A 22045-nucleotide genomic window follows, 5' to 3' on the forward strand; every position below is an offset into this window, starting at 1 on the left:
CCCGAAACGAGGGGGACCTGATGCCGATCTGCCCGAGGGGCCACGAGTCGCAGGCCGAGGACTGGTGCGACTTCTGCGGCTTCCCGATGACTCCACCGGTCCCGGCACCCGGCGCCCACGGGGGGTACCCGGGCGCGCCCGGGGCCGACCCCGCGCCCGGCGCACCCGCCGGGTACCCGCAGCACGGCGGTGCCGCCTTCGGCGCGCCGCCCGGGCCGCCGACCCACCCGGGGGCCGTCCCGCCGCCTCCGCCCGGGGCGTTCCCCCCGCCCGGCGGCTACCCGCCGCCCGGGGCGCCGCACGGCCTCACCGAGGGCCTGGCCCTCTGCCCGATCTGCCGCAGCCCGCAGACCGGCCGGTTCTGCGAGGAGTGCGGCTACGACTACGAGCTGTCCACCCCCTCGCGCCGCCAGGTGCCGGCCGGCGGCGGCGCCGCACCCGCGCCCGGCCCGGCCCAGCCCCCGCCGCTGAACATCCCGGCGGCCTACGGCGGCCCCGCGCAGCCGCCGCAGGCCCCGCCCGGTCCGCCCGGGGCGCCGCAGCCCCACCAGCCGCAGCAGCCGCAGCAGCCGCAGCAGCCGGGGTACCCGCAGCAGCCGGAGTACCCCCACACCTACGGCTACCCGCCGCCGGAGGGCGCCTTCCCGGAGGCCCCGGTCCGCGAGGACTCCGGCCCGGTGTACGCCCAGCCGGCCGGCCCCGGCCCGAACAACCGCGGCGGCGACTTCGGCACCTCCTTCCACCTGGCCCCGCCGCAGCCCCAGCCGGGTGCCCAGCCGGAGGGCGTCCCGGCCGAGCCGGTCCGGGCCAACTGGATCGCGGTGGTCTCGGCCGACCGCGACTACTTCACCGACATGATGGCCCGCAGCGGCCCCGAGGCGGCCGGCCTGTTCTTCCCGCCGTACTGCCCCGAGCGCCGCATCCCGCTGACCGGCCGCGGCCAGCTGCGGATCGGCCGGCGCAGCCAGCACCGGGGCACCGTCCCGGAGATCGACCTGTCGGTGCCGCCGGAGGACCCGGGCGCCTCGCACCAGCACGCGCTGCTCGCCGAACAGGCGGACGGCAGCTGGGTCCTGGTCGACCAGGACTCGACCAACGGAACCACCGTGAACGGCGGCGCGGAACCGATCTCCCCGCACACCGCCGTACCGCTGAACGACGGCGACCGGATCCACATCGGCGCCTGGACCACCATCACGATGCACCGCGCCTGACCTGCTCCTGAGCACGCGTCAGCGACAACTCCGGCCGGGCCGGGCGGAATTCGGATATTCCGCCCGGCCCGGCCTTTCACGACTTCCTCAGGGATTCCACAAATCCCCGTCCCCGGTGTGCACAAGACGCTCCGAAACCCCTATTCTCTGGCCTCATGACTGCTGCAATATCCGCTGACGGCATCCGTCAGCGGTACGGGGATGTGCAGGCCGTCGACGGGGTTTCGCTCACCGTCGAGGCCGGCGAGTTCTACGGGATCCTGGGCCCGAACGGCGCCGGGAAGACCACCACCATGGAGATCCTGGAAGGGGTCCGGAAGCCCGACGAGGGCCGGGTCGAACTGCTGGGGATGGCGCCCTGGCCGCGCAATCCGAAACTGCTGCCGCGGATCGGCGTGCAGTTCCAGGCCTCCGCCTTCTTCCGGAAACTGACCGCCCGGGAGACCATCCGCACCTTCGCGTCCTTCTACGGGGTCGGCCCCAAGCGGGCCGACGCGATGCTGGAGCGGGTCGGCCTCGCCGACAAGACCGAGACCCTCACCGACCAGATGTCCGGCGGCCAGGCCCAGCGCCTGTCGATCGCCTGCGCACTGGCCCACGACCCGGAGCTCGTCTTCCTGGACGAGCCCACCACCGGCCTCGACCCGCAGGCCCGCCGCAACCTCTGGGACCTGCTGCGGGACATCAACGCCGAGGGCCGCACCGTCGTCCTGACCACCCACTACCTGGACGAGGCCGAGGTCCTCTGCGACCGGGTCTCGATCATGGACCACGGCAGGATCCTCCACACCGGCGCCCCGGCGGCGCTGATCCGCGAGATCGACGACACCGTGCGGATCAGCGTGGCCTCCGGCCAGCTGCCGCTGGAGCGGGCCCGCGAACTGCTGGCCGCCGCCGGCGCCGACATCGCCACCCTGGAGGACGACACCGTCTCGCTCTCCGTCTCCACCCGCCTGCCCGCCCCGGTCCTCAGCGTCCTCGCCGAGCAGAACGCTCTGCGCGGCCTCGAAGTGCGCGGCGCCACCCTGGAGGACGTCTTCCTCCAGCTGACCGGACGGGAGTTCCGCGCATGACCGCCACCACGTCCTCCGAGCCGAAGGCCCCCGCACCGCGCGGTGGTTCGGCCGGCGCCGCCGAGGGACGGGAGCGGGTCAGCGCCTTCTGGAGCCTGTCCCGCGCGATGCTGCTCGGGATGAAGCGCGACCGCACCGCGACCTTCTTCATCCTGCTGTTCCCGCTGGTCTTCCTGGTCTTCTTCGGCTCCGTGACCAAGGGCTCCAGCAGCCCGCACGCCAAGGTCGCCCAGGTCGGCGCGGTGAAGCTGTTCGACTCGATCCAGGGCGACCAGCGGGCCGGCCTGGACAAGGTCCTCACCATCACCCGGACCGACGACGAGGCCGGCACGCTGGAGAAGGTCCGCAAGGGCGACTTCGACGCGATGATCAAGCAGGGCCCGGACGGCACGGTGGAGCTGCGCTACACCGCCGCCGACCAGGTCAGGGCCGGCGCGCTCCAGGGCATCCTCAACTCGGTCGTCCAGGAGGCCAACCAGCAGGCCACCCACCAGCCGGCCGCCTACGTGCTGGACTCCCAGCAGGTCGAGGACAAGTCGCTCAAGCCGATCCAGTTCCTCACCCCGGGCCTGCTCGGCTGGGCCGTCGCCACCGGCGCGGTCTTCGGCGCCGCGCTGACCCTGGTCAACTGGCGCAGGTCCAAGGTGCTGCGCCGGCTGCGGCTGGCGCCGATCAGCGCCGGCACGGTGGTCAGCTCCCGGATCCTGGTCTCGCTGCTCACCGCGTTCCTGCAGACCAGCGTCTTCCTGGTGGTCGCCACCAGCTTCTTCGGGCTCAAGCTCACCGGCAACTGGTGGCTGGTCCTCCCGCTGGTGGCCTGTGCGACGCTCGCCTTCATGTCGATCGGCCTGCTGGCCGGTTCGGTCGCCAAGACCGAGGAGGCGGCCAACGGCATCTCGCAGATCATCGTGCTGCCGATGTCGTTCCTGTCCGGCTCGTTCTTCCCGATGGACGGCGCCCCCGGCTGGCTGCAGACCGTCTCCAAGGTCATGCCGCTGCACTACCTGGTCGACACCGCCCAGACCGTGCTGACCCGCGGCGGCGGCATCACCGACGCCCTGCCGACCATGGGCGGACTGCTGCTCTTCGCGGCCGTGCTGACCGGCATCGCCTGGAAGCTGTTCAAGTGGGAAGACGCCTGATCCTCCCCTCCTGACACCTCCGGCCCGACGGGGTCGTACGCCATTGGTCCCGGTGTACGACCCCGTCGGCGTCTGCGACCATGGTCGGGTGACAGAGATCGGGCGAGGCACGTTCAGCGAGGAGACCTTCTTCGAGCAGGTCGGCGGTGAGCCGACCTTCCGGCTGCTGACCCGCCGCTTCTACGAGGGCATCGCCCAGGACGAGTTGCTGCGACCGATGTACCCCGAGGAGGACCTCGGCCCGGCCGAGGAGCGGATGGCGCTGTTCCTCATGCAGTACTGGGGCGGCCCGCGCACCTACAGCGAGCAGCGCGGCCACCCCCGGCTGCGGATGCGGCACGCCCCGTTCAAGGTCGACAAGGCCGCGCACGACGCCTGGCTCACCCACATGCGCGCCGCCGTGGCCGGCCTGGAACTGCCCGCCGAGCACGAGCGGCAGCTGCTGGACTACCTGACCTACGCCGCCGCCTCGATGATCAACACCCCGGGCTGAGCGGGCGGTTCACCGCAGCGGGCTGAGCGGGCGGTTCACCGCAGCGGGCTGAGCGGGCGGTTCACCGCAGCGGGCTGAGCGGGCGGTTCACCGCAGCGGGCTGAGCCCCAGCCCCGCGCCCGGCGCGGCCGCCGTCCGCACCACCACCGAACCCGCCGGGGCGCTCAGCCGCAGCCAGCCGCCCGCCCGGTGCACCGAGAGCGGGGCCCCGGGCTTCAGGAAGCCGATCACGTACGCGGCGTGCACCGCGCGCAGCGGCAGCTCCGGCAGCACGCCGACCGGCCGGGACCAGATCTCGTCCGCCAGCCGGTCCAGCACCGCGCGGCTGCGGTGGTGCTCCGGGACGGCCTCGGTGCGCTCCCGGAACTCCCGCACCCCGGCCATCAGTTCGGGGTACACCTCGGCCACCGGCGGGGCCCCGACCGGTCGCCAGCCGGCCCGCGGCGGCAGCAGCCCGGCCCAGGCCGGACCGGTCACCGGCGCGGGCAGCGCGACGGCGCCCGCCTCGGCGTCCACGCCGTCCAGCAGTTGGCCCGCCGAGACGGTCAGGTCCACCGGCTCGTCCAGGCCGCTCAGCCGGGCCGTACGGATCGCCAGCGCGCCCGAACCGCCCAGCGGCAGCCGCCCGAAGACCGCCAGCACGCCGTCCGCCCCGGCCGGGTCGACCGCCTGCAGCCGCACGGCCGCCGCCCGGTCGAAACGCAGCAGGCGCAGCAGGAAGGCGGAGAGGTCGGTGGCCTCACCGGTGTCGGTGAGGGCGAGGCGGGCGGTGACGGTCAACGCGGCTCAGCTCGAATCGGTTCGGGGATCCGGGTGCTCGGGGATCCTGGCACTCGGGGTCCGGGGACTTTCAGACTGCCGCGCCGACCGGGGCCTCGTCCATGAAACGGGAGAGGAACTCCCGCTCCACCGGTGAGATCCGACGCGGCCGGCCCTCGGCCAGGTCGTAGGGCACGACCACGGTGGAGGCGCGGACGTACACCGTCTCGGAGCCGTCCTCGTGGACGTCCTTGATGTCGTAGGAGACGGTCAGCGAGGCGCTGCCGATGCGCGTCACCCGGGTCTCGACGGTGACCGGCTCCGGCCGGTGCACCAGCGGACGCTTGTAGTCGATCTCGTGGCGGGCCACCACCGAACCGCCCGCGAACTCCCCGGCGCCGGCCTCGGCGGCCTGGGTGAACATGAAGTCGATCCGGGCCTCCTCCAGGTAGCGCAGGAAGACCACGTTGTTGACGTGCCCGAAGGCGTCCATGTCGGACCAGCGCAGCGGGCAGGCGTAGATGTGGCGAGCCACGGGTGTTCTCCTCGGTGTCCGGTCGCCCGCCGCCGAACCTCGGCGACGGGCCGCGGCCCGGCAGGCCGCCCCGGGGGGCAGTCTGCCGGGCCGTTGTGACAGCTGGGTGTCAGCCTCGGGTCAGCTTCTTGTACGTGGCCCGGTGCGGACGGGCGGCGTCGGCGCCCAGTCGCTCGATCTTGTTCTTCTCGTACGACTCGAAGTTGCCCTCGAACCAGAACCACTTGCTCTCGCCCTCGTAGGCGAGGATGTGGGTGGCCACTCGGTCCAGGAACCAGCGGTCGTGGGAGATGACCACGGCGCAGCCGGGGAACTCCAGCAGGGCGTTCTCCAGCGAGGAGAGCGTCTCGACGTCGAGGTCGTTGGTGGGCTCGTCGAGGAGCAGCAGGTTGCCGCCCTGCTTGAGGGTGAGCGCCAGGTTCAGCCGGTTGCGCTCACCACCGGAGAGCACGCCGGCCGGCTTCTGCTGGTCCGGGCCCTTGAAGCCGAACGCCGACACGTAGGCGCGGGACGGCATCTCGACCTGGCCGACGTTGATCCAGTCCATACCGTCGGAGACGACCTCCCAGAGGGTCTTCTTCGGGTCGATGTTGGAGCGGGTCTGGTCGACGTAGCTGATCTTGACGGTCTCGCCGACCTTGACCGTGCCGCTGTCCGGGGTCTCCAGGTCCTGGAGCATCTTGAACAGGGTGGTCTTGCCGGCGCCGTTCGGGCCGATGATGCCGACGATGCCGTTGCGCGGCAGGGTGAAGCTCAGGTCGTCGATCAGGATCTTCTCGCCGAAGGCCTTGTTGAGGTTCTCGACCTCGATGACGACGCTGCCCAGACGCGGGCCCGGCGGGATCTGGATCTCCTCGAAGTCCAGCTTCCGCATCTTGTCGGCCTCGGCCGCCATCTCCTCGTAACGGGCGAGGCGGGCCTTGGACTTGGCCTGACGGCCCTTGGCGTTGGAGCGGACCCACTCCAGCTCTTCCTTGAGCCGCTTGGCGCGCTTGGCGTCCTTCTGGCCCTCGACCTTGAGACGGGACTGCTTGGTCTCCAGGTAGGTGGAGTAGTTGCCCTCGTACGGGTAGGCGCGGCCGCGGTCGAGCTCCAGGATCCACTCGGCCACGTTGTCCAGGAAGTACCGGTCGTGGGTGACGGCCACGACGGTGCCCTTGTACTTCTCCAGGTGCTGCTCCAGCCAGTTCACCGACTCGGCGTCCAGGTGGTTGGTGGGCTCGTCGAGCAGCAGCAGGTCGGGGGCCTCCAGCAGCAGCTTGCAGAGCGCGACGCGGCGCTTCTCGCCGCCGGAGAGCTTGGTGACCGCCCAGTCGCCGGGCGGGCAGCCCAGGGCGTCCATGGCCTGCTCCAGCTGGGCGTCCAGGTCCCAGGCCTCGGCGTGGTCCAGCTCCTCCTGGAGCTTGCCCATCTCGTCGAGCAGCGCGTCCGAGTAGTCGGTCGCCATCAGCTCGGCGATCTCGTTGAAGCGGTCGAGCTTGCCCTTGATCTCCTTGACGCCGTCCTGGACGTTCTCCAGGACCGTCTTGGTCTCGTCGAGCGGCGGCTCCTGGAGCAGCATGCCGACGGTGAAGCCGGGCGAGAGGAAGGCGTCGCCGTTGGAGGGCTGCTCCAGGCCGGCCATCATCTTCAGCACGGTGGACTTACCGGCACCGTTGGGGCCAACGACGCCGATCTTCGCTCCGGGGAGGAAGCTGAGCGTCACGTCGTCAAGGATGACCTTGTCCCCGTGAGCCTTGCGCACCTTGCGCATCGTGTAGATGTATTCCGCCACGTGAGATCGCTCCGGCGTCGTCGGGAGTATTCGTCTTGCAGCGTTCCATTGTGCCGCACCGGCCGGGAGCCCCGAACCGCCCGGGTGACCCCACCGGGGTACCCGGCCCCTCCCCCGTACGGCGACCGCCCCCGGGCCCCCCGCGCCGGGTGCTCCTCGCCCCTCCGCCGGGACACTCAGCCGGGACTCTCAGCCAAGACATGCGGACGAGACACTCCGCTGGGACACGCGGACGGGACATGCGGACGGGACATGCGGACGGGACATGCGGACGGCCCGGCCCCCGCAGGTGCGGGAACCGGGCCGGTTCGACTGCTCAGGCCCTCAGGAGGTCATCGCCTCCCGTGACCCGCTCAGGCGGTTCAGGCGGTGGTGCGACCGTGACGGCCACGGCGGCGCAGGACGAAGACCGCGGCGCCACCGGCCACGACCAGGCCACCGGCGACGGCGGCGAGGATCGGGGTGGAGTCATTGGCACCGGTCTGGGCCAGGCCACCGGTGCCCGGGGCGGCGCTGGTGGTGGACGGAGCCGGCTGGGCGCCACCGGTGCTCGGGGTGCCCGAGGGGGTGGCGGTACCGGTGCTGGTACCGGCCGGGGTGGTCGGGGCGCCGGTCGGGGTCACGCCGGTCTTGCAGTCGAGGACTCCGGTGAACTTCTTGGAGTAGCCGTTCGGGCCGGTGACGGCGACGGTGTACTCGGCCTTCTCGGCGACCTTGACGAGCACGCTCTCGGTCTTGCCCGGCTGGACGGTCAGCTGCTGCGAGCCGACCGTGACGGTTCCGGCCTCGTCACCGCTGTTGGTGACGGAGACGCGCACGCCGTTGCTGGCGCACTCCACCTTGGCGGAGCTGTCGATGAGCGCGCCCTTGCCCTGCTTCCAGGTGGCGGCGGCCGCGGCCGCGACGTTGACCTTGGTGGAACCGGCCAGAATCATGGTCTGGCTGTGGCGACCACGGTCGTCCAGGTTGCTCATGAAGACCCGGCCGCTGAGCACGTTGGCGTCGGCGCTGGCGTTGACGGCGGCCTTGCCGTCCGGGGTGCCCGCCGGCACGTCCAGGAACAGCTGGGTGTCCTTGGCGATCGGACCGGCTAGAGCGCCGTTGACCGGCTTGCCGTCCTTGTCCACCAGCTTGGCCTTGTCGGCGGCGTCACCGGAGACGGTGAGCTTCACCTCGTTGGCGCTGGAGTTCAGGACGAACGGACCGAGCTTGCTGCCCGACTTGCCGGACACGGAGTCCGGGGTCAGCGTCAGCGAGGGCTTCGGCTCGGCCGCGACGCCCTTGTTCACGTCGCTGACCAGGTAGTCGCGCAGCTTCTTGGCGTTGTCGTTCCGCGGCACGGCGTTCTTGTTGTCCGAGAACTTCCAGATCGCGGCCTGGGTGCCGGCGGCGGCGTCCTCGTCGCTCAGGCTGTCCACGTGGATGGCCGCGGCCAGCGACTTCAGGTTCGCCTGCGGGTACGAGTTCTCCAGGATCCAGCGGATCTTGGGGGCGTTCGCGTTGCTGTTGAGGGAGCTCGACGCCCAATCGGCCTCGTGGTACTTGGCGCCGCTGTCCAGGTACACCGGGTTGTCGAAGTCGATGCAGTACGTCTGGAGCTTCTCGCCCGCAGCCGTCTTGAGGGTGAACAGACCGCCCTCGACGGTCCCCTTGCCCTGGACGTCGATCGCCTCACCGAGCATGGTGTTCTGGACCACAGCGGACACACCCGACGCCGGAGTGTCGGCCGCAGCCGCCGCACCGGCCGCGAACAGGCCTCCGCCCAGCGCAACGCTGGTCGTGAGCATGACAGTGGCTATGCGGGACAGACCCCGCCCCTGCCTCTTGAACATCTGGGATCCCTCCGGAGCGGGCCGCGCCGATTGGGCAGCCCGCCGACTTGCCGTGCCGCGCGTGCCCCCTGTGGCACTGCTGCGGGGTGTGAACCAACCGAATCCTATTGAGCCTCAGGGGCCTCGAAACCCCCATGCGAAATCAGGACGATTCCGTATCTGGATCGTTATCAACCCCCTCAGGTTCCACACAAGCTGACGCCCCGCCAGAATCTCTCCTTGACTTTCCGTTATCCCGACGAGATTGCGCGTGCGGGCGCAACGACTGTCTCGATCAACATATTTGTCGACAGGGAAGGGTCACCACCCCGTCAGCCCGACATCGCCCGCTCTTCACCTCCCCGTTCCCCCTCGGACACTCCCTCCTGCTGCTCCGTCACCGCTCCCGCCCCCGGTGGCAACTCGGGCAAACGGGGCGCCGCGGCCACCGCCGAGGCCCGGCGCGACTCCAGTGCGCTGACGATCCACCCCGGCACCGGCTCGTTCGCGGTCTCCGCGCCGGCCGCCCCCGCCGGGCCCGGCGGCTGCCCGCGCACGCCCGCCGCCCAGCGGAACGCCGAGGTGCCGCGGGTGAGATCGTGCCCGACCGACCGGGCGTCGATCTCGGCCCGACTGCGTTTCGCCTCCCCGTCCCGCCACTCCCGCACCCGCAGCCGGCCCGTCACCAGCACCGGATCGCCCTTGGCCAGCGAGCCGATCAGGTTCACCGCGAGCGCCCGCCAGGCCGTCACCCTCAGCCACTGCGTCTCGCCGTCCACCCAGCAGGCCCGCTCGCGGTCGTACCGCCGCTCGGTGCAGCCGAGCTGGAAGTTCGCCATCGGCACCCCGCCGCTGGTTTCCCCGTAGCTCACCTCGGTCGCGACATTGCCGAGCACCGTCACATGCATCTCGTTCACAGCACACTCCCCGTTCTCGCCGACGCACCGTACGGAATCGAGCGGTGCGAGTTGAGAGTGCGCCCCGGAAGAAATCCCCGCCATCGGGTTCCGAAATCCTGTGGACAACTCCTAGGCCGATCGGCAGGGTGAAAAACGGCAGTCACTCACAGGGGTGAATTTCGGCCTTCGTGCACCGCCGGGCCGCCCTCTCTTCGCGCTCATGACAACAAACCGGCTGATCGCAGCCGCCCCCGGAGCGCGCCGGATGAGCCGCCGGCGGCCGTCCGCCCACGTCATCCGACCGGAGCAAGCCGAATAGGAACCCCCACCCGCACCGGCGGCCCGACATTCTCCGTGTCGAATCCATAACGGGTGGGGAGGCAGCCCCGTAACGAGTGCACAACGTCCGGCCCGGAACTGTCCCAGACCGCTGCACGCACGGTCTTCACCTGCGATTATCGGACCGCTCCACCGAACCGACACACCAACGACGGTGTCGTCACACCCGGCCGAGGATCTGAACACCCTTATCCTGTCCCCGACAGGGCGAGGGCCCACCAACCCCCACCCCCATCCTCCGGCACGGGGCCGGACTACGCGCGTCCCCAACGCTCGTCGCCCGATCCCGGCCACGGTCACGCCCGCCAGGGCGCCGTCCGTCCCGCCCCCATAGCTCAGCGGATAGAGCACCCGCCTTCTAAGCGGTAGGTCGCAGGTTCGAATCCTGCTGGGGGCACCACCCCACAATTCCCGCAGGCCATCGCGCGTGCGAACACTTTCCGTGGCCGTGCCGGACCTCCGGGTAATCCGGCACCCACCGCACATAACCCGTGACAATGCGTGTCATGACCGCCGCGAAAGCCGACCGGGCGGGAAACCGGAATTCCGGGCGAATCCCCCAGCCCAGAACGAAACAACCCGCCCCGGCCGGTCAGACGGCGAAATCCGACAAAAGCCGGACAGAAGCGCCCGGTACGCGTCCGGACACATCGGGGCGCCTCATCGGGGTGCCCCGGGGGACTATGCCGCCAGCCCCGCCAGATAGCCGTCGAGCAGTGCGATCTGCCGCTCCGCGGGGAACTCCGCCGGGGCGAACAGCGACTGCACCACCAGCCCCAGCACGAAGGCCTGCGCCGCCGCCGCGAGCCCGGCGGGATCGGCCCCGGCCGGGAGCTCGCCGAGCCGCTGGGCGTCCGTCACGTGCTCCGTGAGCGCCACCCGCGAGCGGGCGTAGCGCCCCGCGTGCGCGGCCGCCAGCTCCGGGTCCGCGAGGGCGACGTCCCAGGAGCTGACCCAGATCCGGTTGCCGGACTCGGTCGCCTCGTCCAGCGGCAGCACGTCGAGCAGCGCGGCGCGCAGCCGGGCCAGCCCGGCGGGCGGCGGCGGGGCGCCGTCGGCGGGCGCCATCCGCCGGGGCCGGGCGGCGGAGCGGCGGTCGAGCTCCTCCAGGGCGTGGCTCAGCAGCGCCCGCTTGTTCGGGAAGTAGTGCGTCAACAAGCCGGTGGAGGCGCCCAGTTCGGCGGCCACCGCGCGCAGGGTGAGCCCTTCGAAGCCCTTGCTGGAGAGCACCCGCCACACCCCCTCGGAGACTTCCGAGCGGCGGGCGTCATGGTCTCCACGGGCTGGCGTCATGGGGGCTATCGTACATACCAAACGTTTGTTATGAATGACCCTGACCGCTCCGGCACCACCTCCGAAAGGCCCGCCCGTGTTTTCCGTCCCGCTCGCCGAGAACGCCGAACTGCGCCCGCTGGAGCCCTGGCAGGCCCCCGAGTTCCTGGCCCACATCGACCGCGGCCGCGCCCACATCGACCCGTGGATCCCGTGGGCCTCCTTCTCCACCGACCTGGACTCGGCCCGCGCCACCCTGCAGCGCTACGCCGACCGCCAGAACACCGACTCCGGCCGGATCTACGGCATCTGGCGGGACGGCACGCTGGTCGGCGGCGTGATGTTCGTGCACTTCGACGCCAAGAGCGGCACCTGCGAGATCGGCGCCTGGACCGAACCGGCCGGTGAGGGCGGCGGACTGATCACCGCCGGCGTCCGGGCTCTGCTCGAGTACGCCTTCACCACCCGGGGCCTGCACCGCGCCGAGTGGTGGTGCTCGGCCACCAACGCCCGCAGCCGGGCGGTGGCGGAGCGGGTCGGCATGCGCCGGGACGGCGTGCTGCGCGAGTGGTACCTGCACAACGGCGTCCGCCACGACAAGGAGATCTGGGCGATCCTCGCCCGGGAGTGGGCCGCCGCCCGGGGCTGACGGCCCGCCGGAAGGCCGTCCGGACCGGACGCGACGGTCCAGGGCGCGACGGTCCAGGGCGCGACGGAGCGGGCCCGGTGGACCAGGGCGCGACGGCGCGGGCCCGGTGGACACCCCCGTCGTCCACCGGGCCCCGCTCCGTCGAACTCCCCCGCCGACCCCGCCGACCCTGCCGGCCCTCCGACCTCGCTCAGGCCGCCGACCCCACTCAGGCCGCCGGCGCCGGCTCCTCCGCCCCCGCCGCCGACTCCGACTCCGACTCCGACTCCGACTCCGACTCCGACTCCGACTCCGAAGGCTCCACCGAGCGCAGCCGCAGGGCCAGCAGCAGCACCATCACCATCACCCCGCCCGCCGACAGGAAGACCACGTCCACGGCGTCCGTGAAGCTCCGCACCGCGTGCTCCCGGGCCGCGCCGGTCAGCGTCCGCACCACGCCGAGCGACCGCCCGGGCTCGCCGGCCTCGAACACCCGGGCCAGCACGGTGCCGAAGAGTGCCGCGCCGAGCGCGTTGCCGAGGGTCTGGAAGAACCGGATGCCGGTGGTGGCGACGCCCAGCTGATGGCGCGGGGCGGTGTCCTGCACCAGGGTGATCAGCTGCCCGATCAGCTGTCCGAACCCGGCGCCCAGCAGGCCGAGTTCGGCGCCCACCTGCCAGAGCGGGGTGTCCGGGCCGCTGAGTCCGAGCAGCGCCAGGGCGAGCACCGAGCAGCCCGCGCCGGCGATCAGGAAGGTGCGCGGCCGGTGGCCGCGGGCGATCAGCCGGGTGGCCAGCAGGCCGACCCCGGTCATCCCGGCGGCCATCGGCATCAGGTAGAGGCTGGCCGTGGTCGGGGCGACCCCCCGGGCGATCTGCAGGTAGATCATCACGTAGACGATCGCGCCCATCATGCCCATCCCGACCAGGCCCTGGATGGCGAAACCGATCCGCACCACCGGGATCCGGAACAGCGAGAGCGGCAGCACCGGCTCGGCGGCGGTGGCCTGGCGCCACAGGAAGAGCCCGAGCGCGGCCAGGGTGGCGGCGGAGAGCCCGAGGATCACCGGGGAGGTCCAGCCGTAGTCCTTGCCACCCCACTCGGTGACCAGCAGCAGCCCGGTGGCGAAGGCCGCGGCCAGGGTGGCGCCGAGGAAGTCCAGGCCGTGCCGGCCGAGGGTGCGCGGCAGCTTGATCACCAGGGCGACGCCGACCAGGACGAGCAGGCCCAGCGGCAGGTTGATGTAGAAGATCCAGCGCCAGCCGAGGTGGTCGGTGAACAGCGCGCCGATCAGCGGGCCGATCGCCATGCCGAGCCCGGCGACGATCCCGCCCACTGCGCCGCCCTTGCCGCGGCCGCGCTCCTGCGGGTCCTGGAGCTGGGCCATCACCACCATGGTCACGCTCATCAGCCCGCCGCCGCCGATGCCCTGGACGGCCCGGAAGGCGATCAGCTCGCCCATCGACTGCGCGGCGCCGCACAGTACCGAGCCGAACAGGAAGGTGCCCACCGCGCCGAACAGCACCCGCTTGGCGCCGTGGACGTCGCAGAGCTTGCCGTAGAGCGGGAGCAGTGCGGTGGCGGCCAGCGAGAAGGCGCTGACCAGCCAGGGCAGCCGGTCGACGCCGTGCACCGGGTCGAGGTCGCGGACGATCGGCACGGTGGCCGCCGAGACGATGTTGGAGTCGAGCACGGCCAGCACGATCGTCACCAGGCAGAGCAGCATGCCGAGTTGGCGCTGCGCGGTGGTCATCAGGCCGGATCCGGCCCGGTCGGGCGAGGCCTGGTCGGGCGAGGTCCGGCCCGGCGACGTCCGGCCCGGCGACGTCCGGCCCGGCGAGGTCCGGCCTAGCGAGGTCTGGTCGGACACGGCCTGGTCGGGCGCGGTCCTGGCGGCGGATGCCATAGGGAAGTCCCCCCGGAGTCAGTGGAGTCGGCCCCGACCGGTGCGGTCCGGCGGGCTCGTCACCACCATGGCAGGACTTTTGGACCGGGTCAATTCTTCATCCACGACAATCTTTCAGCCTGGTCAACCTTTGATCCTGGTACAGTCTTCTCATGGCGACCCACCACGGCTTGGACCTCGGCCCCGACCGCGACCTCGACGCACTCCCGCTGCGCGAGCGCAAGAAGATCCAGACCGGCATCCGGATCTTCCGCACCGCCATCGGCCTGTTCGCCGAACGGGGCTTCGACCAGGTCTCGGTGGCCCAGATCGCGGCCGCCGCGGACGTCTCCAAGATGACCGTCTTCAACTACTTCCCGACCAAGGAAGACCTGGTCATGGGCCCGATGGAGCAGCACCTCGACGAGCCGGCCCGGGTGGTGCGCGAACGCGCCCCGGGCACCTCGGCGGTCGCGGCGCTGCGCGAGCACTTCCTGGCCGCGCTGGAGCGGCGGGACCCCGCCACCGGCCTGAACGACGACCGGGTGGTACTGGACGTGATCCGGCTCGTCCACGACACCCCGGCGCTGGCCCTGCGGGCCACCGCGGCCTTCGACCCCCGCGCGCGAACCCTGCTGGCCGCCGAACTGCTCGCCCAGGACCCGGCCCACGACGAGCTGCTCGCCCGGGTCGCCGCGGCCCAGCTGCTCGCCGTCCGGCTGACCCTGATCGGCGACAACCACCGCCGGATGCTCAGCGGCGAACGCGCCGAGGACGCCCTGCCCGCCGCCCTCGAGGCGGCCCGCCGCGCCTTCGCCTCGGTCGAACGCGGACTCGGGGCGTACTGCGCCGGCCCGGCCTGAGAGAGTGGCCGCACCACGCCGACCGGAGGTGCGCATGGACCAGCCGCTGCTCACGCGGGACCGCTCCGCCCTGCCCGCCCAGGCCGAGGGCCTGAACGCCTACGTGGGCGAGGACGGCGTCGCCGTCCTGGAGTTCGCCCGCCCGCACCGGCGCAACGCGGTGACCCTGGCGATCTGGCAGGCGCTGCCCAAGGTCCTGGAGCAGCTCGCCGAGCGGCCGGGCGTGCGCGTCCTGCTGCTGACCGGCGCCGGGAACACCTTCAGCGCGGGCGCGGACATCACCGAACTCGCCGAGGTGTACGGCGATCCTCGGCGCGCGGACGCCTACCACGCGGTCAACGTGGCCGCCGAGGAGGCGCTCGCGGCCTTCCCCCACCCGACCCTCGCGGTGGTGCACGGCGCCTGCGTGGGCGGCGGCTGCCAGCTGGCCGTCGCCTGTGACCTGCGCTTCGTCGCCGAGGACGCCCGGCTGGGGATCACCCCGGCCAAGCTCGGCGTGGTCTACCCGGCGGTGCCGACCCTGCGGCTGGCCCGGCTGGTCGGCCCGGCCCGGGCCAAGTACCTGCTGTTCTCCGGCGAGTTGGTGCGCGGCCGGGACGCGCTACCGCTGGGCCTGGCGGAGCGGGTCCTGCCGGACGTCGAACTGGACGCCGCCGCCCTGGAGTTCGCCCGGCTGCTGACCAGCCGCTCGACCCAGACCATCGGCGCGGTGAAGGCCGCGCTGGCCGTTCCGGCGGAGCGGGCGGGCGAGGCCCTGGAGCCCTGGGAGCGGCGCTCCCGGGAGGCCTCGGACGTGCACGAGGGGTTGGCCGCCTTCCTGGCGGGCCGCCCGCCGCGATTCTGACCCGCGGTTCCGGCCCGCGGTTCTGGCCCGCGGTTCTGGCCCGCGGTTCTGACCGGCCCGGTTCCACGCGCCACGGCCGGCCCGGTGGCGACCGGCGCCGAGGCGCGGTGGCACAGGCGGCTCACGTACGATCATCCGACCAGCGACGGGCCGCCCGCCGCCCTTCCGACCCGGAGTACGCACCCCGATGACCGCCGAGGCCACGACCGCCCCCACCAGCCGGACGACCTGGGCCCGCCGGGTCACCGACGGCGTCGAGCCGAAGAACGTGATCATCGCGGTCTGCCTGCTGATCGGCGCCCTCCGCTACGGCTGGGCCGGCCTCGGCTGGGCCGCCTTCGCCGCGCTGTTCGCGGCCGTCATCCCGACCCTGTTCATCCAGCGCGGCATCCGCAAGGGCACCCTGGAGGACCGCCACGTCGGCCACCGGCAGCGCCGGCTGACCGTCATCCCGTTCATCATGGGCTCGGTCGCGGTCAGCTTCGCGGTGATGATCCTGGCCGACGCCCCGCACGACCTCACCGCGATGGTGGCGGCGATGTTCGCCTCACTGATCCCGATCCTGGTGATCACCGTCTGGTGGAAGGTCTCCGTGCACACCGCCGTGGCGGCCGGCGCGGTGACCTGCCTCGGCATCGCGCTCGGTCCGCTGTGGCTGCTGCTCTACCCGCTGGTCGCGGTGATCGGCTGGTCCCGGGTGGTGCTGCGGGACCACACCACCGCGCAGACGGTCGTCGGCGCGGTGGTCGGCGCCCTCAGCTCCGGGCTCGCCTTCTGGGCCACCAGGTGAGTCAGCGGATCGGCATCCCCGAGATCGCCCGGGCGATGACCAGCCGCTGGATCTCGCTGGTCCCCTCGAAGATCGAGTAGATCGCGCTGTCCCGGTGCATCCGCTCCACCGGGTACTCCCGGGTGAAGCCGTTGCCGCCGAGGATCTGCATCGCCTGCGCCGTCACGGACTTGGCCGTCTCGCCCGCGTACAGCTTGGACATCGAGCCCTCGGCCGCGGTGAACGGCTGGTTGTTGGCGGCCATCCAGGAGGCCCGCCAGACCAGCAGCCGGGCCGCGTCGATCCGGGTCTTCATGTCGGCGAGCTGGAAGGCCACGCCCTGGTTGTCGATGATCGGGCGGCCGAACTGCTCCCGGGTCTTCGCGTAGTCCAGCGCCACCTCGTACGCGGCCCGGGCGATGCCGATCGCCTGCGCCCCGACGGCCGGGCGGGAGGCCTCGAAGGTGGCCATCGCCGCGTTGCCCTTGCCGCCCGCCCGCTTGACGCCCTCGCGGGCCCGGGCCAGCCGCTGGTCCAGCTTCTCCTTGCCGCCGAGCAGGCAGCTGCCGGGCACCCGGACGCCGTCGAGCACCACCTCGGCGGTGTGCGAGGCGCGGATGCCGTGCTTCTTGAACTTCTGGCCCTGGCTCAGCCCCGGGGTGGCCGGCGGGACGACGAAGGAGGCGTGCCCGCGGGTGCCCAGCTCCGGGTCGACGGTGGCCACCACGACGTGCACGGCGGCGATCCCGCCGTTGGTCGCCCAGGTCTTGGTGCCGTTGAGCACCCACTCGTCCTTGGCCTGGTCGTAGACGGCCCGGGTGCGCAGCGCGCCGACGTCGGAGCCGGCGTCCGGCTCGGAGGAGCAGAAGGCGGCCACCTTGACGTCGTCGGGGGTGCCGAACATCTGCGGGGTCCAGGTGCCGATCTGCTCGTCGGTGCCGTTGGCGAGCACCGCGACGGCGGCCAGCGTGGTGCCGACGATGGACAGCCCGATGCCCGCGTCGCCCCAGAACAGCTCCTCCATGGCGATCGGGATGCCGACGCCGGAGGGGTCGAAGTACTGCTGGGCGTAGAAGTCCAGCGAGTAGATGCCCAGCTTGGCGGCCTCCTGGATGATCGGCCAGGGGGTCTCCTCCCGCTCGTCCCACTCGGCCGCGGCGGGGCGGATCACGTCCGCGGCGAAGCCGTGCAGCCAGTCGCGTACGGCGAGCTGGTCCGCGCCCGGGTCCAGCGAGAACGTGCTGCTCATGGTGGAGCCTCCGCAGAAGGGATACGACGCAGGGGATTGCGGCCGCCGGATGCGACCCACCGGGGTGTTACCCCGGGTAACATCGTCGGAGTCTGCTACTGATTGGTAACCGGTGTCAACGCCCAGGCCACCCAGAAACCGAGGAGCAGCGCATGTCCCGAGAGCCCCGCCGCGAGCAGCTGCTCAACGCCGCCGACCGGGTCATCCAGCGCGAGGGGCCGAGCGCCAGCATGAACGCCATCGCCGCCGAGGCGGGCATCACCAAGCCCATCCTCTACCGGCACTTCGGCGACCGGAACGGCCTGATCGGCGCCCTGACCGAACGCCACACCAGCGGCCTGCTGGCCGCCGTCCGGGCCGCCCTGGCCGAACCGCTGGAACGCCGCGACCGGGTCGAACACGTCCTGGACACCTACCTGGCCGGGATCGAGGCCCGCCCCCAGGTGTACCGGCTGCTCACCCACCCCGAACCCGGTGACCCGAGCGGCGCCGGCAACGCCCTCGCCCCCGCGCTCCGGCAGATCGCCGAGGAGATCACCCGGGCCGTGCAGCACCAGGTCGACCTCGGCGCCGACCGCGAACTGCTCGCCGAGGCCTGGGGCCGGGGCATCACCGGCATGGTGCTGGCCGCCGGGGACTGGTGGCTGGAGACCAGACCCTGCTCGCGCACCCGCATGGTGCAGGCCCTGGCCGACCTGCTCTGGGGCCGCCTGGCCGCCGCCGCCGACCTGCCGCAGGCCGTACTGCCGCCCACCCCCGCCGAACCGAACGGCGACTGAACTCCCCGTCCGCGCACGACCCTTGTGCCGGCCCGGGGGCCACGGGCATCATCGGGCCCCCACCCCCCGCCGTGCGAGGTCCCGATGCGCCTGCGCCGCACCGCCGTTGCCCTGCTGCTCGCCGCCACCGCCGCCCTCGGCGGCACCACCCCGGCCACCGCCCAAGACGCCCACGCCGACCGCCCGGCCCGCTTCCCCACCGGAACGGCCACCGGCCCGGACGGCCGCACCGCCCTCACCGACGACCAGGGCCGCCGGCTCCAACTGCGCGGCTTCAACCTCGACAAGTACGCCGAGGCCACCGGCGCCGACCTCGACTCCGTCGCCGCCCAGGGCTTCACCCTGGTCCGGCTGCCGGTCTCCTGGACCAGGCTGGAGCCCGAGCACGGCCGCCTCGACCCCGCCGAACTCCACCGGATCCAGCAACTCCTCGACCGGGCCGACCGGCTGGGCCTGCTCGTCCTGGTCGACTTCCACCAGGACGTCTACGGGCCGAAGTTCGGCGGCGGCACCAACGGCATCCCGGTCTGGGCCACCCGCGACGACGGACTGCCGTTCACCCCCGACCCGAAGGACTGGTTCGCCGGCTACTTCCAGCCCGCCGTCCAGGCCGCCTTCCGCCACCTCTACGACGACCCCGACCTGCGCACCTGGCAGGCCGACTTCTACACCCGGCTGGCCCGCGAACTGCGCGGCCACCGCTCCCTGTTGGGCTACGACCTGTTCAACGAGCCGTTCGGCCCGGTGGACGGCGACCCCACCGACCCGGCCGTGCTCGCCGCCGCCTCCGCCGCCCTGGAACAGGGCCGGCTCGCCGACATGTACCGCCGGCTGATCGCCGCCGTACGCCGAGTGGACTCCCGCGCCTGGCTGTTCGTCGAACCGACCGTCCTGGTCGGCCAGGGCGTGCCCACCGCCCTCCCCGGATTCGCCGACCCCCGCCCCGGCGCACCCCGGCTCGGCTACGCCCCGCACTTCTACGACACCGCGGTCGAGAACGGCGCCGACTGGGACCCTTCCGACGGCTTCGTCGAGCAGTACACCGCCGCGATCACCGGCTACCCGGCCGCCCACCGGCTGCCCGTGCTGGTCGGCGAGTGGGGCCCGCCCGACTCCCGCACCCCGGGCAACACCCTGCTGGTGCGCCGCCAGGTCGCCGCGATGGACGGCTTCGCCGAGGGCTGGACCATGTGGTACTGGTGCCGCGGCACCGGCGGCTACTGCGCCCTCGACCCCACCGGGCACCCCGCCCCCGGCGACGGTCCGGCCTTCGGCCCGTACCCGGCGGCCGTCGCCGGCACCGGCGTCCGGACCGCCGACGGCACCGTCCGCTGGGCCGCCGACGGCACCGCCCGCAGCAGCGAACTCGTCCTGCCGCCCACCGCGTTCCCCCACGGCGCCCGGGTCACCGTCTCCCCCGCCGGCGCCCGGGTCGAGGTCGAGCAGCCCACGGCCGGACGCGCGGGAACCGTACGGATCCGGCTCCCGCACACCCGCCCGGGCACACCCGTGACGGTGACCCTCACGCCGCGCTGATCAGGCCAGCCCCCGGCGGGCCAGCAGCGGCGCGGTGTCCGGCGCCCGGCCGACCACCGCGCGGAAGGACTCCAGCGGGTCCCGGCTGAACCCGCGGGCCAGCAGCTCGCGCCGGAACAGCTCGCCGCTGTCCCGCACCGACCGCCCGCCGGTCTCGAACCACCGCACGGTGTCCGCGTCCAGCACCTCCGACCAGATGTACGCGTAGTACCCGGCGCTGTAGCCGCTGGCGAAGATGTGCTGGAAGTACGGCGTGCGGTAGCGCGGCGGGATCGCCGGCACCGCGATGCCGGCCTCCGCCAGCGCCCGCGCCTCGAACTCCTCGGCGTCCGCGACCCGGTGGCCCTGCGGCAGGGTGTGCCAGGCCCAGTCCAGCAGGGTCGCCGCCAGGTACTCCACCGTCCGGAAGCCCTGCCCGAAGCCCTCGGCCGCGGTCATCCGCTCGACCAGCTCGGCCGGCAGCGGCTCCCCGGTGGCGTGGTGGCGGGCGTAGTTGGCCAGCACCTCCGGCCGGACCATCCACATCTCGTTGACCTGCGAGGGGAACTCCACGAAGTCCCGCGGCACCGCGGTGCCCGCGAACAGCGGGTACCGCACGTCCGAGAACAGTCCGTGCAGCGCGTGCCCGAACTCGTGGAACAGGGTGCGCACCTCGTCCCAGCTCAGCAGCGCCGGCTCACCCGGCGCCGGGCGCGGGACGTTGAGGTTGTTCAGCACCACCGGCCGCCGCCCGGTCAGCCCGGACTGGGCCACCAGCTCGTCCATCCAGGCCCCGCCGCGCTTGGACGCCCGGGCGTGGAAGTCCCCGATGAACAGGCCCAGCGGGGTGCCGTCCTCCTCGAACACCTCGAAGACCCGGGCGTCCGGGTGGTGGGCCGTCAGCTCCGGCCGCTCGGTGAAGCTCAGCCCGTAGGCGAGCTTCGCGGCGAAGAACACGCCGTCCTTCAGCACCCGCTCCAGCTCGAAGTACGGGCGCAGCGCCGCGGTGTCCACCTGGAAGGAGGCCTGCCGGACCTTCTCCGAGTAGTACGCCCAGTCGTGCGCGGCGATCTCCGCGACGCCGTCCTCGGCCGCCACCCGGGCCAGCTCGGCGGCCTCCCGGCGGGCGTTCGCCACGGCCGGCTCCACCAGCCGGGCCAGCAGCCCGGACACCGCCTCCACGGTGCCGGCCGTCTCGTCCGCCACCACGTACGCGGCGTGGCTCGGGTAGCCCAGCAGCACGGCCCGCTCGGCGCGCAGCGCGGCCATCCGGATCGCCAGCGGGCCGTTGTCCTCGGTGCCCCGGGCGAGCGAGGCGGCCAGCAGCCGCTCGCGCACCGAGCGGTCGGCGAGCTGGGCCAGCTCGGGCTGGTTCGAGGGGCTCTTCAGGCTGAGCACGTACTTGCCCTCGTGGCCGAGCACCCGGGCGTTCTCCGCCGCACCGGCGATCGCGCCCGCGGAAAGCCCCGCCAGCTCCTCGGCGGAGTCCACCACCAGCGCGGCGGCGCGGGCGGCGGCGTTCACGTTCTGCTGGAACGTGGTGCCCAGCGCGGCGAGTTCGGCGTTCAGCTCGCGCAGCCGGGCCTGCTCGGCCGCGCCGAGCCGGGCGCCGGAGCGGACGAACGCGGTGTACCAGCGCTCCAGCAGCCGCAGCGACTCCGGGTCCAGGCCCAGCGCGGCGCGGTCCGCGTGCAGCGCCTCGATCCGGGCGAACAGCTCCCGGTCCAGGTGGATCGCGTCGTGGTGGGCCGCGAGCAGCGGGCTGACCTTCGCCTCCACCTCGTCCAGCAGGTCGGTGGTGTCGGAGGAGGACTGGTTGCGGAACACCGCGTCCACCCGGCGCAGCAGCCCGCCGGAGCGCTCCAGGGCGACGAGGGTGTTCTCGAAGGTCGGCACGGCCGGGCTGCCGGTGATCGCCGCGATCTCGGCCAGCTGCTCGGCCATCCCGCGCTCGTAGGCGGGCAGGTAGTGCTCCTCCCGGATCTCGGCGTAGGGAGGGAGTTCGTAGACCAGCGTGCTGGCTGCGAAGAACGGGTTCTCGGTCATTTCGCCGACCCTACGCGGTGTCATCCCGCGTGCCCATACACCCCAGGTCATCGTTGTCAGACCCACCCGTTAACGTCGACGGCGCGGACCCCCACTCGCACACCCGCACGCCCCACCGCCCAGCCGTACGACCAGCCACCACACGAGAGGAGACGC

Annotated in this window: 19 protein-coding genes and 1 tRNA gene; 11 read left to right on the forward strand and 9 right to left on the reverse strand. The window is 72.5% G+C overall.

Annotated features, from left to right (window positions below; genetic code table 11):
- Nucleotides 1–20 precede the first annotated feature (20 nt).
- The 4 genes from ACZ47G_RS19870 (at nucleotide 21) to ACZ47G_RS19885 (ending at nucleotide 3922) form a co-directional block, all read left to right on the forward strand.
- Nucleotides 21–1214, forward strand: a complete 1194-nt coding sequence (locus ACZ47G_RS19870; RefSeq protein ID WP_465744352.1) for an FHA domain-containing protein — start codon at nucleotides 21–23, stop codon at nucleotides 1212–1214.
- Between the two features lie 155 nt (nucleotides 1215–1369).
- Nucleotides 1370–2287: an ABC transporter ATP-binding protein gene (locus ACZ47G_RS19875; protein WP_465744354.1), complete on the forward strand. Its 918-nt coding sequence runs from the start codon at nucleotides 1370–1372 to the stop codon at nucleotides 2285–2287.
- Nucleotides 2284–3429: an ABC transporter permease gene (locus ACZ47G_RS19880; protein WP_465744356.1), complete on the forward strand. Its 1146-nt coding sequence runs from the start codon at nucleotides 2284–2286 to the stop codon at nucleotides 3427–3429. The genes ACZ47G_RS19875 and ACZ47G_RS19880 overlap by 4 nt, the downstream gene beginning before the upstream one ends.
- An 88-nt stretch (nucleotides 3430–3517) precedes the next feature.
- Nucleotides 3518–3922, forward strand: coding sequence for a globin (locus tag ACZ47G_RS19885; protein WP_380463518.1), 405 nt, complete (start codon nucleotides 3518–3520; stop codon nucleotides 3920–3922).
- 87 nt (nucleotides 3923–4009) lie between these two features.
- Here the strand turns inward: ACZ47G_RS19885 and ACZ47G_RS19890 are convergent, their stop codons facing one another.
- The 5 genes from ACZ47G_RS19890 to ACZ47G_RS19910 all read right to left on the reverse strand — a co-directional run bounded on the left by ACZ47G_RS19890 (nucleotide 4010) and on the right by ACZ47G_RS19910 (nucleotide 9709).
- Nucleotides 4010–4702 (reverse strand): DUF8185 domain-containing protein, encoded by a 693-nt coding sequence (locus tag ACZ47G_RS19890; RefSeq protein ID WP_380463520.1) that lies wholly within the window; start codon nucleotides 4700–4702, stop codon nucleotides 4010–4012.
- 70 nt (nucleotides 4703–4772) lie between these two features.
- Nucleotides 4773–5216, reverse strand: a complete 444-nt coding sequence (locus ACZ47G_RS19895) for an acyl-CoA thioesterase (protein WP_188303386.1) — start codon at nucleotides 5214–5216, stop codon at nucleotides 4773–4775.
- Nucleotides 5217–5325: 109 nt separating this feature from the next.
- Nucleotides 5326–6990 carry an energy-dependent translational throttle protein EttA gene (ettA, locus tag ACZ47G_RS19900; RefSeq protein WP_380463522.1) on the reverse strand — a complete coding sequence of 555 codons (1665 nt, stop codon included), beginning with the start codon at nucleotides 6988–6990 and terminating at the stop codon, nucleotides 5326–5328.
- Between the two features lie 362 nt (nucleotides 6991–7352).
- Entirely contained in the window at nucleotides 7353–8777 is a 1425-nt protein-coding gene (locus tag ACZ47G_RS19905; protein ID WP_465744359.1) for a Cys-Gln thioester bond-forming surface protein, read from the reverse strand.
- 356 nt (nucleotides 8778–9133) lie between these two features.
- On the reverse strand, nucleotides 9134–9709 hold the full coding sequence (locus tag ACZ47G_RS19910; protein WP_465744418.1) for a single-stranded DNA-binding protein: 576 nt from the start codon (nucleotides 9707–9709) through the stop codon (nucleotides 9134–9136).
- 654 nt (nucleotides 9710–10363) lie between these two features.
- On the opposite strand from ACZ47G_RS19910, the gene ACZ47G_RS19915 reads away from it, so the two are divergent.
- Nucleotides 10364–10439 (forward strand) — tRNA-Arg (locus ACZ47G_RS19915).
- A 281-nt stretch (nucleotides 10440–10720) separates the two neighbouring features.
- Here ACZ47G_RS19915 and ACZ47G_RS19920 read toward each other — a convergent pair.
- Nucleotides 10721–11332, reverse strand: a complete 612-nt coding sequence (locus ACZ47G_RS19920; RefSeq protein ID WP_465744361.1) for a TetR/AcrR family transcriptional regulator — start codon at nucleotides 11330–11332, stop codon at nucleotides 10721–10723.
- 76 nt (nucleotides 11333–11408) lie between these two features.
- On the opposite strand from ACZ47G_RS19920, the gene ACZ47G_RS19925 reads away from it, so the two are divergent.
- Nucleotides 11409–11960 (forward strand): GNAT family N-acetyltransferase, encoded by a 552-nt coding sequence (locus ACZ47G_RS19925; protein ID WP_465744363.1) that lies wholly within the window; start codon nucleotides 11409–11411, stop codon nucleotides 11958–11960.
- Between the two features lie 208 nt (nucleotides 11961–12168).
- On the opposite strand, the gene ACZ47G_RS19930 is transcribed toward ACZ47G_RS19925, so the two are convergent.
- Nucleotides 12169–13692, reverse strand: a complete 1524-nt coding sequence (locus ACZ47G_RS19930) for an MFS transporter (protein ID WP_465744365.1) — start codon at nucleotides 13690–13692, stop codon at nucleotides 12169–12171.
- A gap of 305 nt (nucleotides 13693–13997) precedes the next feature.
- Here ACZ47G_RS19930 and ACZ47G_RS19935 point away from each other — a divergent pair, with 305 nt between their 5' ends.
- The 3 genes from ACZ47G_RS19935 (at nucleotide 13998) to ACZ47G_RS19945 (ending at nucleotide 16321) form a co-directional block, all read left to right on the forward strand.
- Entirely contained in the window at nucleotides 13998–14687 is a 690-nt protein-coding gene (locus ACZ47G_RS19935; RefSeq protein WP_465744367.1) for a TetR family transcriptional regulator, read from the forward strand.
- 34 nt (nucleotides 14688–14721) lie between these two features.
- Entirely contained in the window at nucleotides 14722–15531 is an 810-nt protein-coding gene (locus ACZ47G_RS19940) for an enoyl-CoA hydratase/isomerase family protein (RefSeq protein ID WP_465744369.1), read from the forward strand.
- A 187-nt stretch (nucleotides 15532–15718) separates the two neighbouring features.
- Nucleotides 15719–16321 carry a hypothetical protein gene (locus ACZ47G_RS19945; RefSeq protein ID WP_465744371.1) on the forward strand — a complete coding sequence of 201 codons (603 nt, stop codon included), beginning with the start codon at nucleotides 15719–15721 and terminating at the stop codon, nucleotides 16319–16321.
- A 1-nt stretch (nucleotide 16322) separates the two neighbouring features.
- Here the strand turns inward: ACZ47G_RS19945 and ACZ47G_RS19950 are convergent, their stop codons facing one another.
- Entirely contained in the window at nucleotides 16323–17549 is a 1227-nt protein-coding gene (locus ACZ47G_RS19950; RefSeq protein WP_465744373.1) for an acyl-CoA dehydrogenase family protein, read from the reverse strand.
- A gap of 152 nt (nucleotides 17550–17701) precedes the next feature.
- On the opposite strand from ACZ47G_RS19950, the gene ACZ47G_RS19955 reads away from it, so the two are divergent.
- Both ACZ47G_RS19955 and ACZ47G_RS19960 read left to right on the forward strand, forming a co-directional pair.
- Nucleotides 17702–18328 (forward strand): TetR/AcrR family transcriptional regulator, encoded by a 627-nt coding sequence (locus tag ACZ47G_RS19955; protein WP_380463048.1) that lies wholly within the window; start codon nucleotides 17702–17704, stop codon nucleotides 18326–18328.
- Between the two features lie 84 nt (nucleotides 18329–18412).
- The gene (locus ACZ47G_RS19960; RefSeq protein WP_465744375.1) at nucleotides 18413–19864 is read left to right on the forward strand and encodes a cellulase family glycosylhydrolase; all 1452 of its coding nucleotides are present in this window, start codon (nucleotides 18413–18415) and stop codon (nucleotides 19862–19864) included.
- Here ACZ47G_RS19960 and ACZ47G_RS19965 read toward each other — a convergent pair whose 3' ends face one another.
- Nucleotides 19865–21889 carry a M3 family metallopeptidase gene (locus ACZ47G_RS19965; protein WP_465744377.1) on the reverse strand — a complete coding sequence of 675 codons (2025 nt, stop codon included), beginning with the start codon at nucleotides 21887–21889 and terminating at the stop codon, nucleotides 19865–19867. It abuts the gene before it with no gap.
- Nucleotides 21890–22045: the final 156 nt, after the last annotated feature.

The sequence above is a fragment of the Kitasatospora sp. NPDC030952 genome (genome assembly GCF_055571335.1).

Bases quoted from the DNA above. Each gene is read 5' to 3' on its own strand.
- ACZ47G_RS19870 (WP_465744352.1), top strand. From the start codon at position 21: ATGCCGATCTGCCCGAGGGGCCACGAGTCGCAGGCCGAGGACTGGTGC.
- ACZ47G_RS19875 (WP_465744354.1), top strand. From the start codon at position 1,370: ATGACTGCTGCAATATCCGCTGACGGCATCCGTCAGCGGTACGGGGAT.
- ACZ47G_RS19880 (WP_465744356.1), top strand. From the start codon at position 2,284: ATGACCGCCACCACGTCCTCCGAGCCGAAGGCCCCCGCACCGCGCGGT.
- ACZ47G_RS19905 (WP_465744359.1), bottom strand. From the start codon at position 8,777: ATGCTCACGACCAGCGTTGCGCTGGGCGGAGGCCTGTTCGCGGCCGGT.
- ACZ47G_RS19910 (WP_465744418.1), bottom strand. From the start codon at position 9,709: ATGCATGTGACGGTGCTCGGCAATGTCGCGACCGAGGTGAGCTACGGG.
- ACZ47G_RS19920 (WP_465744361.1), bottom strand. From the start codon at position 11,332: ATGACGCCAGCCCGTGGAGACCATGACGCCCGCCGCTCGGAAGTCTCC.
- ACZ47G_RS19930 (WP_465744365.1), bottom strand. From the start codon at position 13,692: ATGACCACCGCGCAGCGCCAACTCGGCATGCTGCTCTGCCTGGTGACG.
- ACZ47G_RS19935 (WP_465744367.1), top strand. From the start codon at position 13,998: ATGGCGACCCACCACGGCTTGGACCTCGGCCCCGACCGCGACCTCGAC.
- ACZ47G_RS19940 (WP_465744369.1), top strand. From the start codon at position 14,722: ATGGACCAGCCGCTGCTCACGCGGGACCGCTCCGCCCTGCCCGCCCAG.
- ACZ47G_RS19945 (WP_465744371.1), top strand. From the start codon at position 15,719: ATGACCGCCGAGGCCACGACCGCCCCCACCAGCCGGACGACCTGGGCC.
- ACZ47G_RS19950 (WP_465744373.1), bottom strand. From the start codon at position 17,549: ATGAGCAGCACGTTCTCGCTGGACCCGGGCGCGGACCAGCTCGCCGTA.
- ACZ47G_RS19955 (WP_380463048.1), top strand. From the start codon at position 17,702: ATGTCCCGAGAGCCCCGCCGCGAGCAGCTGCTCAACGCCGCCGACCGG.
- ACZ47G_RS19960 (WP_465744375.1), top strand. From the start codon at position 18,413: ATGCGCCTGCGCCGCACCGCCGTTGCCCTGCTGCTCGCCGCCACCGCC.
- ACZ47G_RS19965 (WP_465744377.1), bottom strand. From the start codon at position 21,889: ATGACCGAGAACCCGTTCTTCGCAGCCAGCACGCTGGTCTACGAACTC.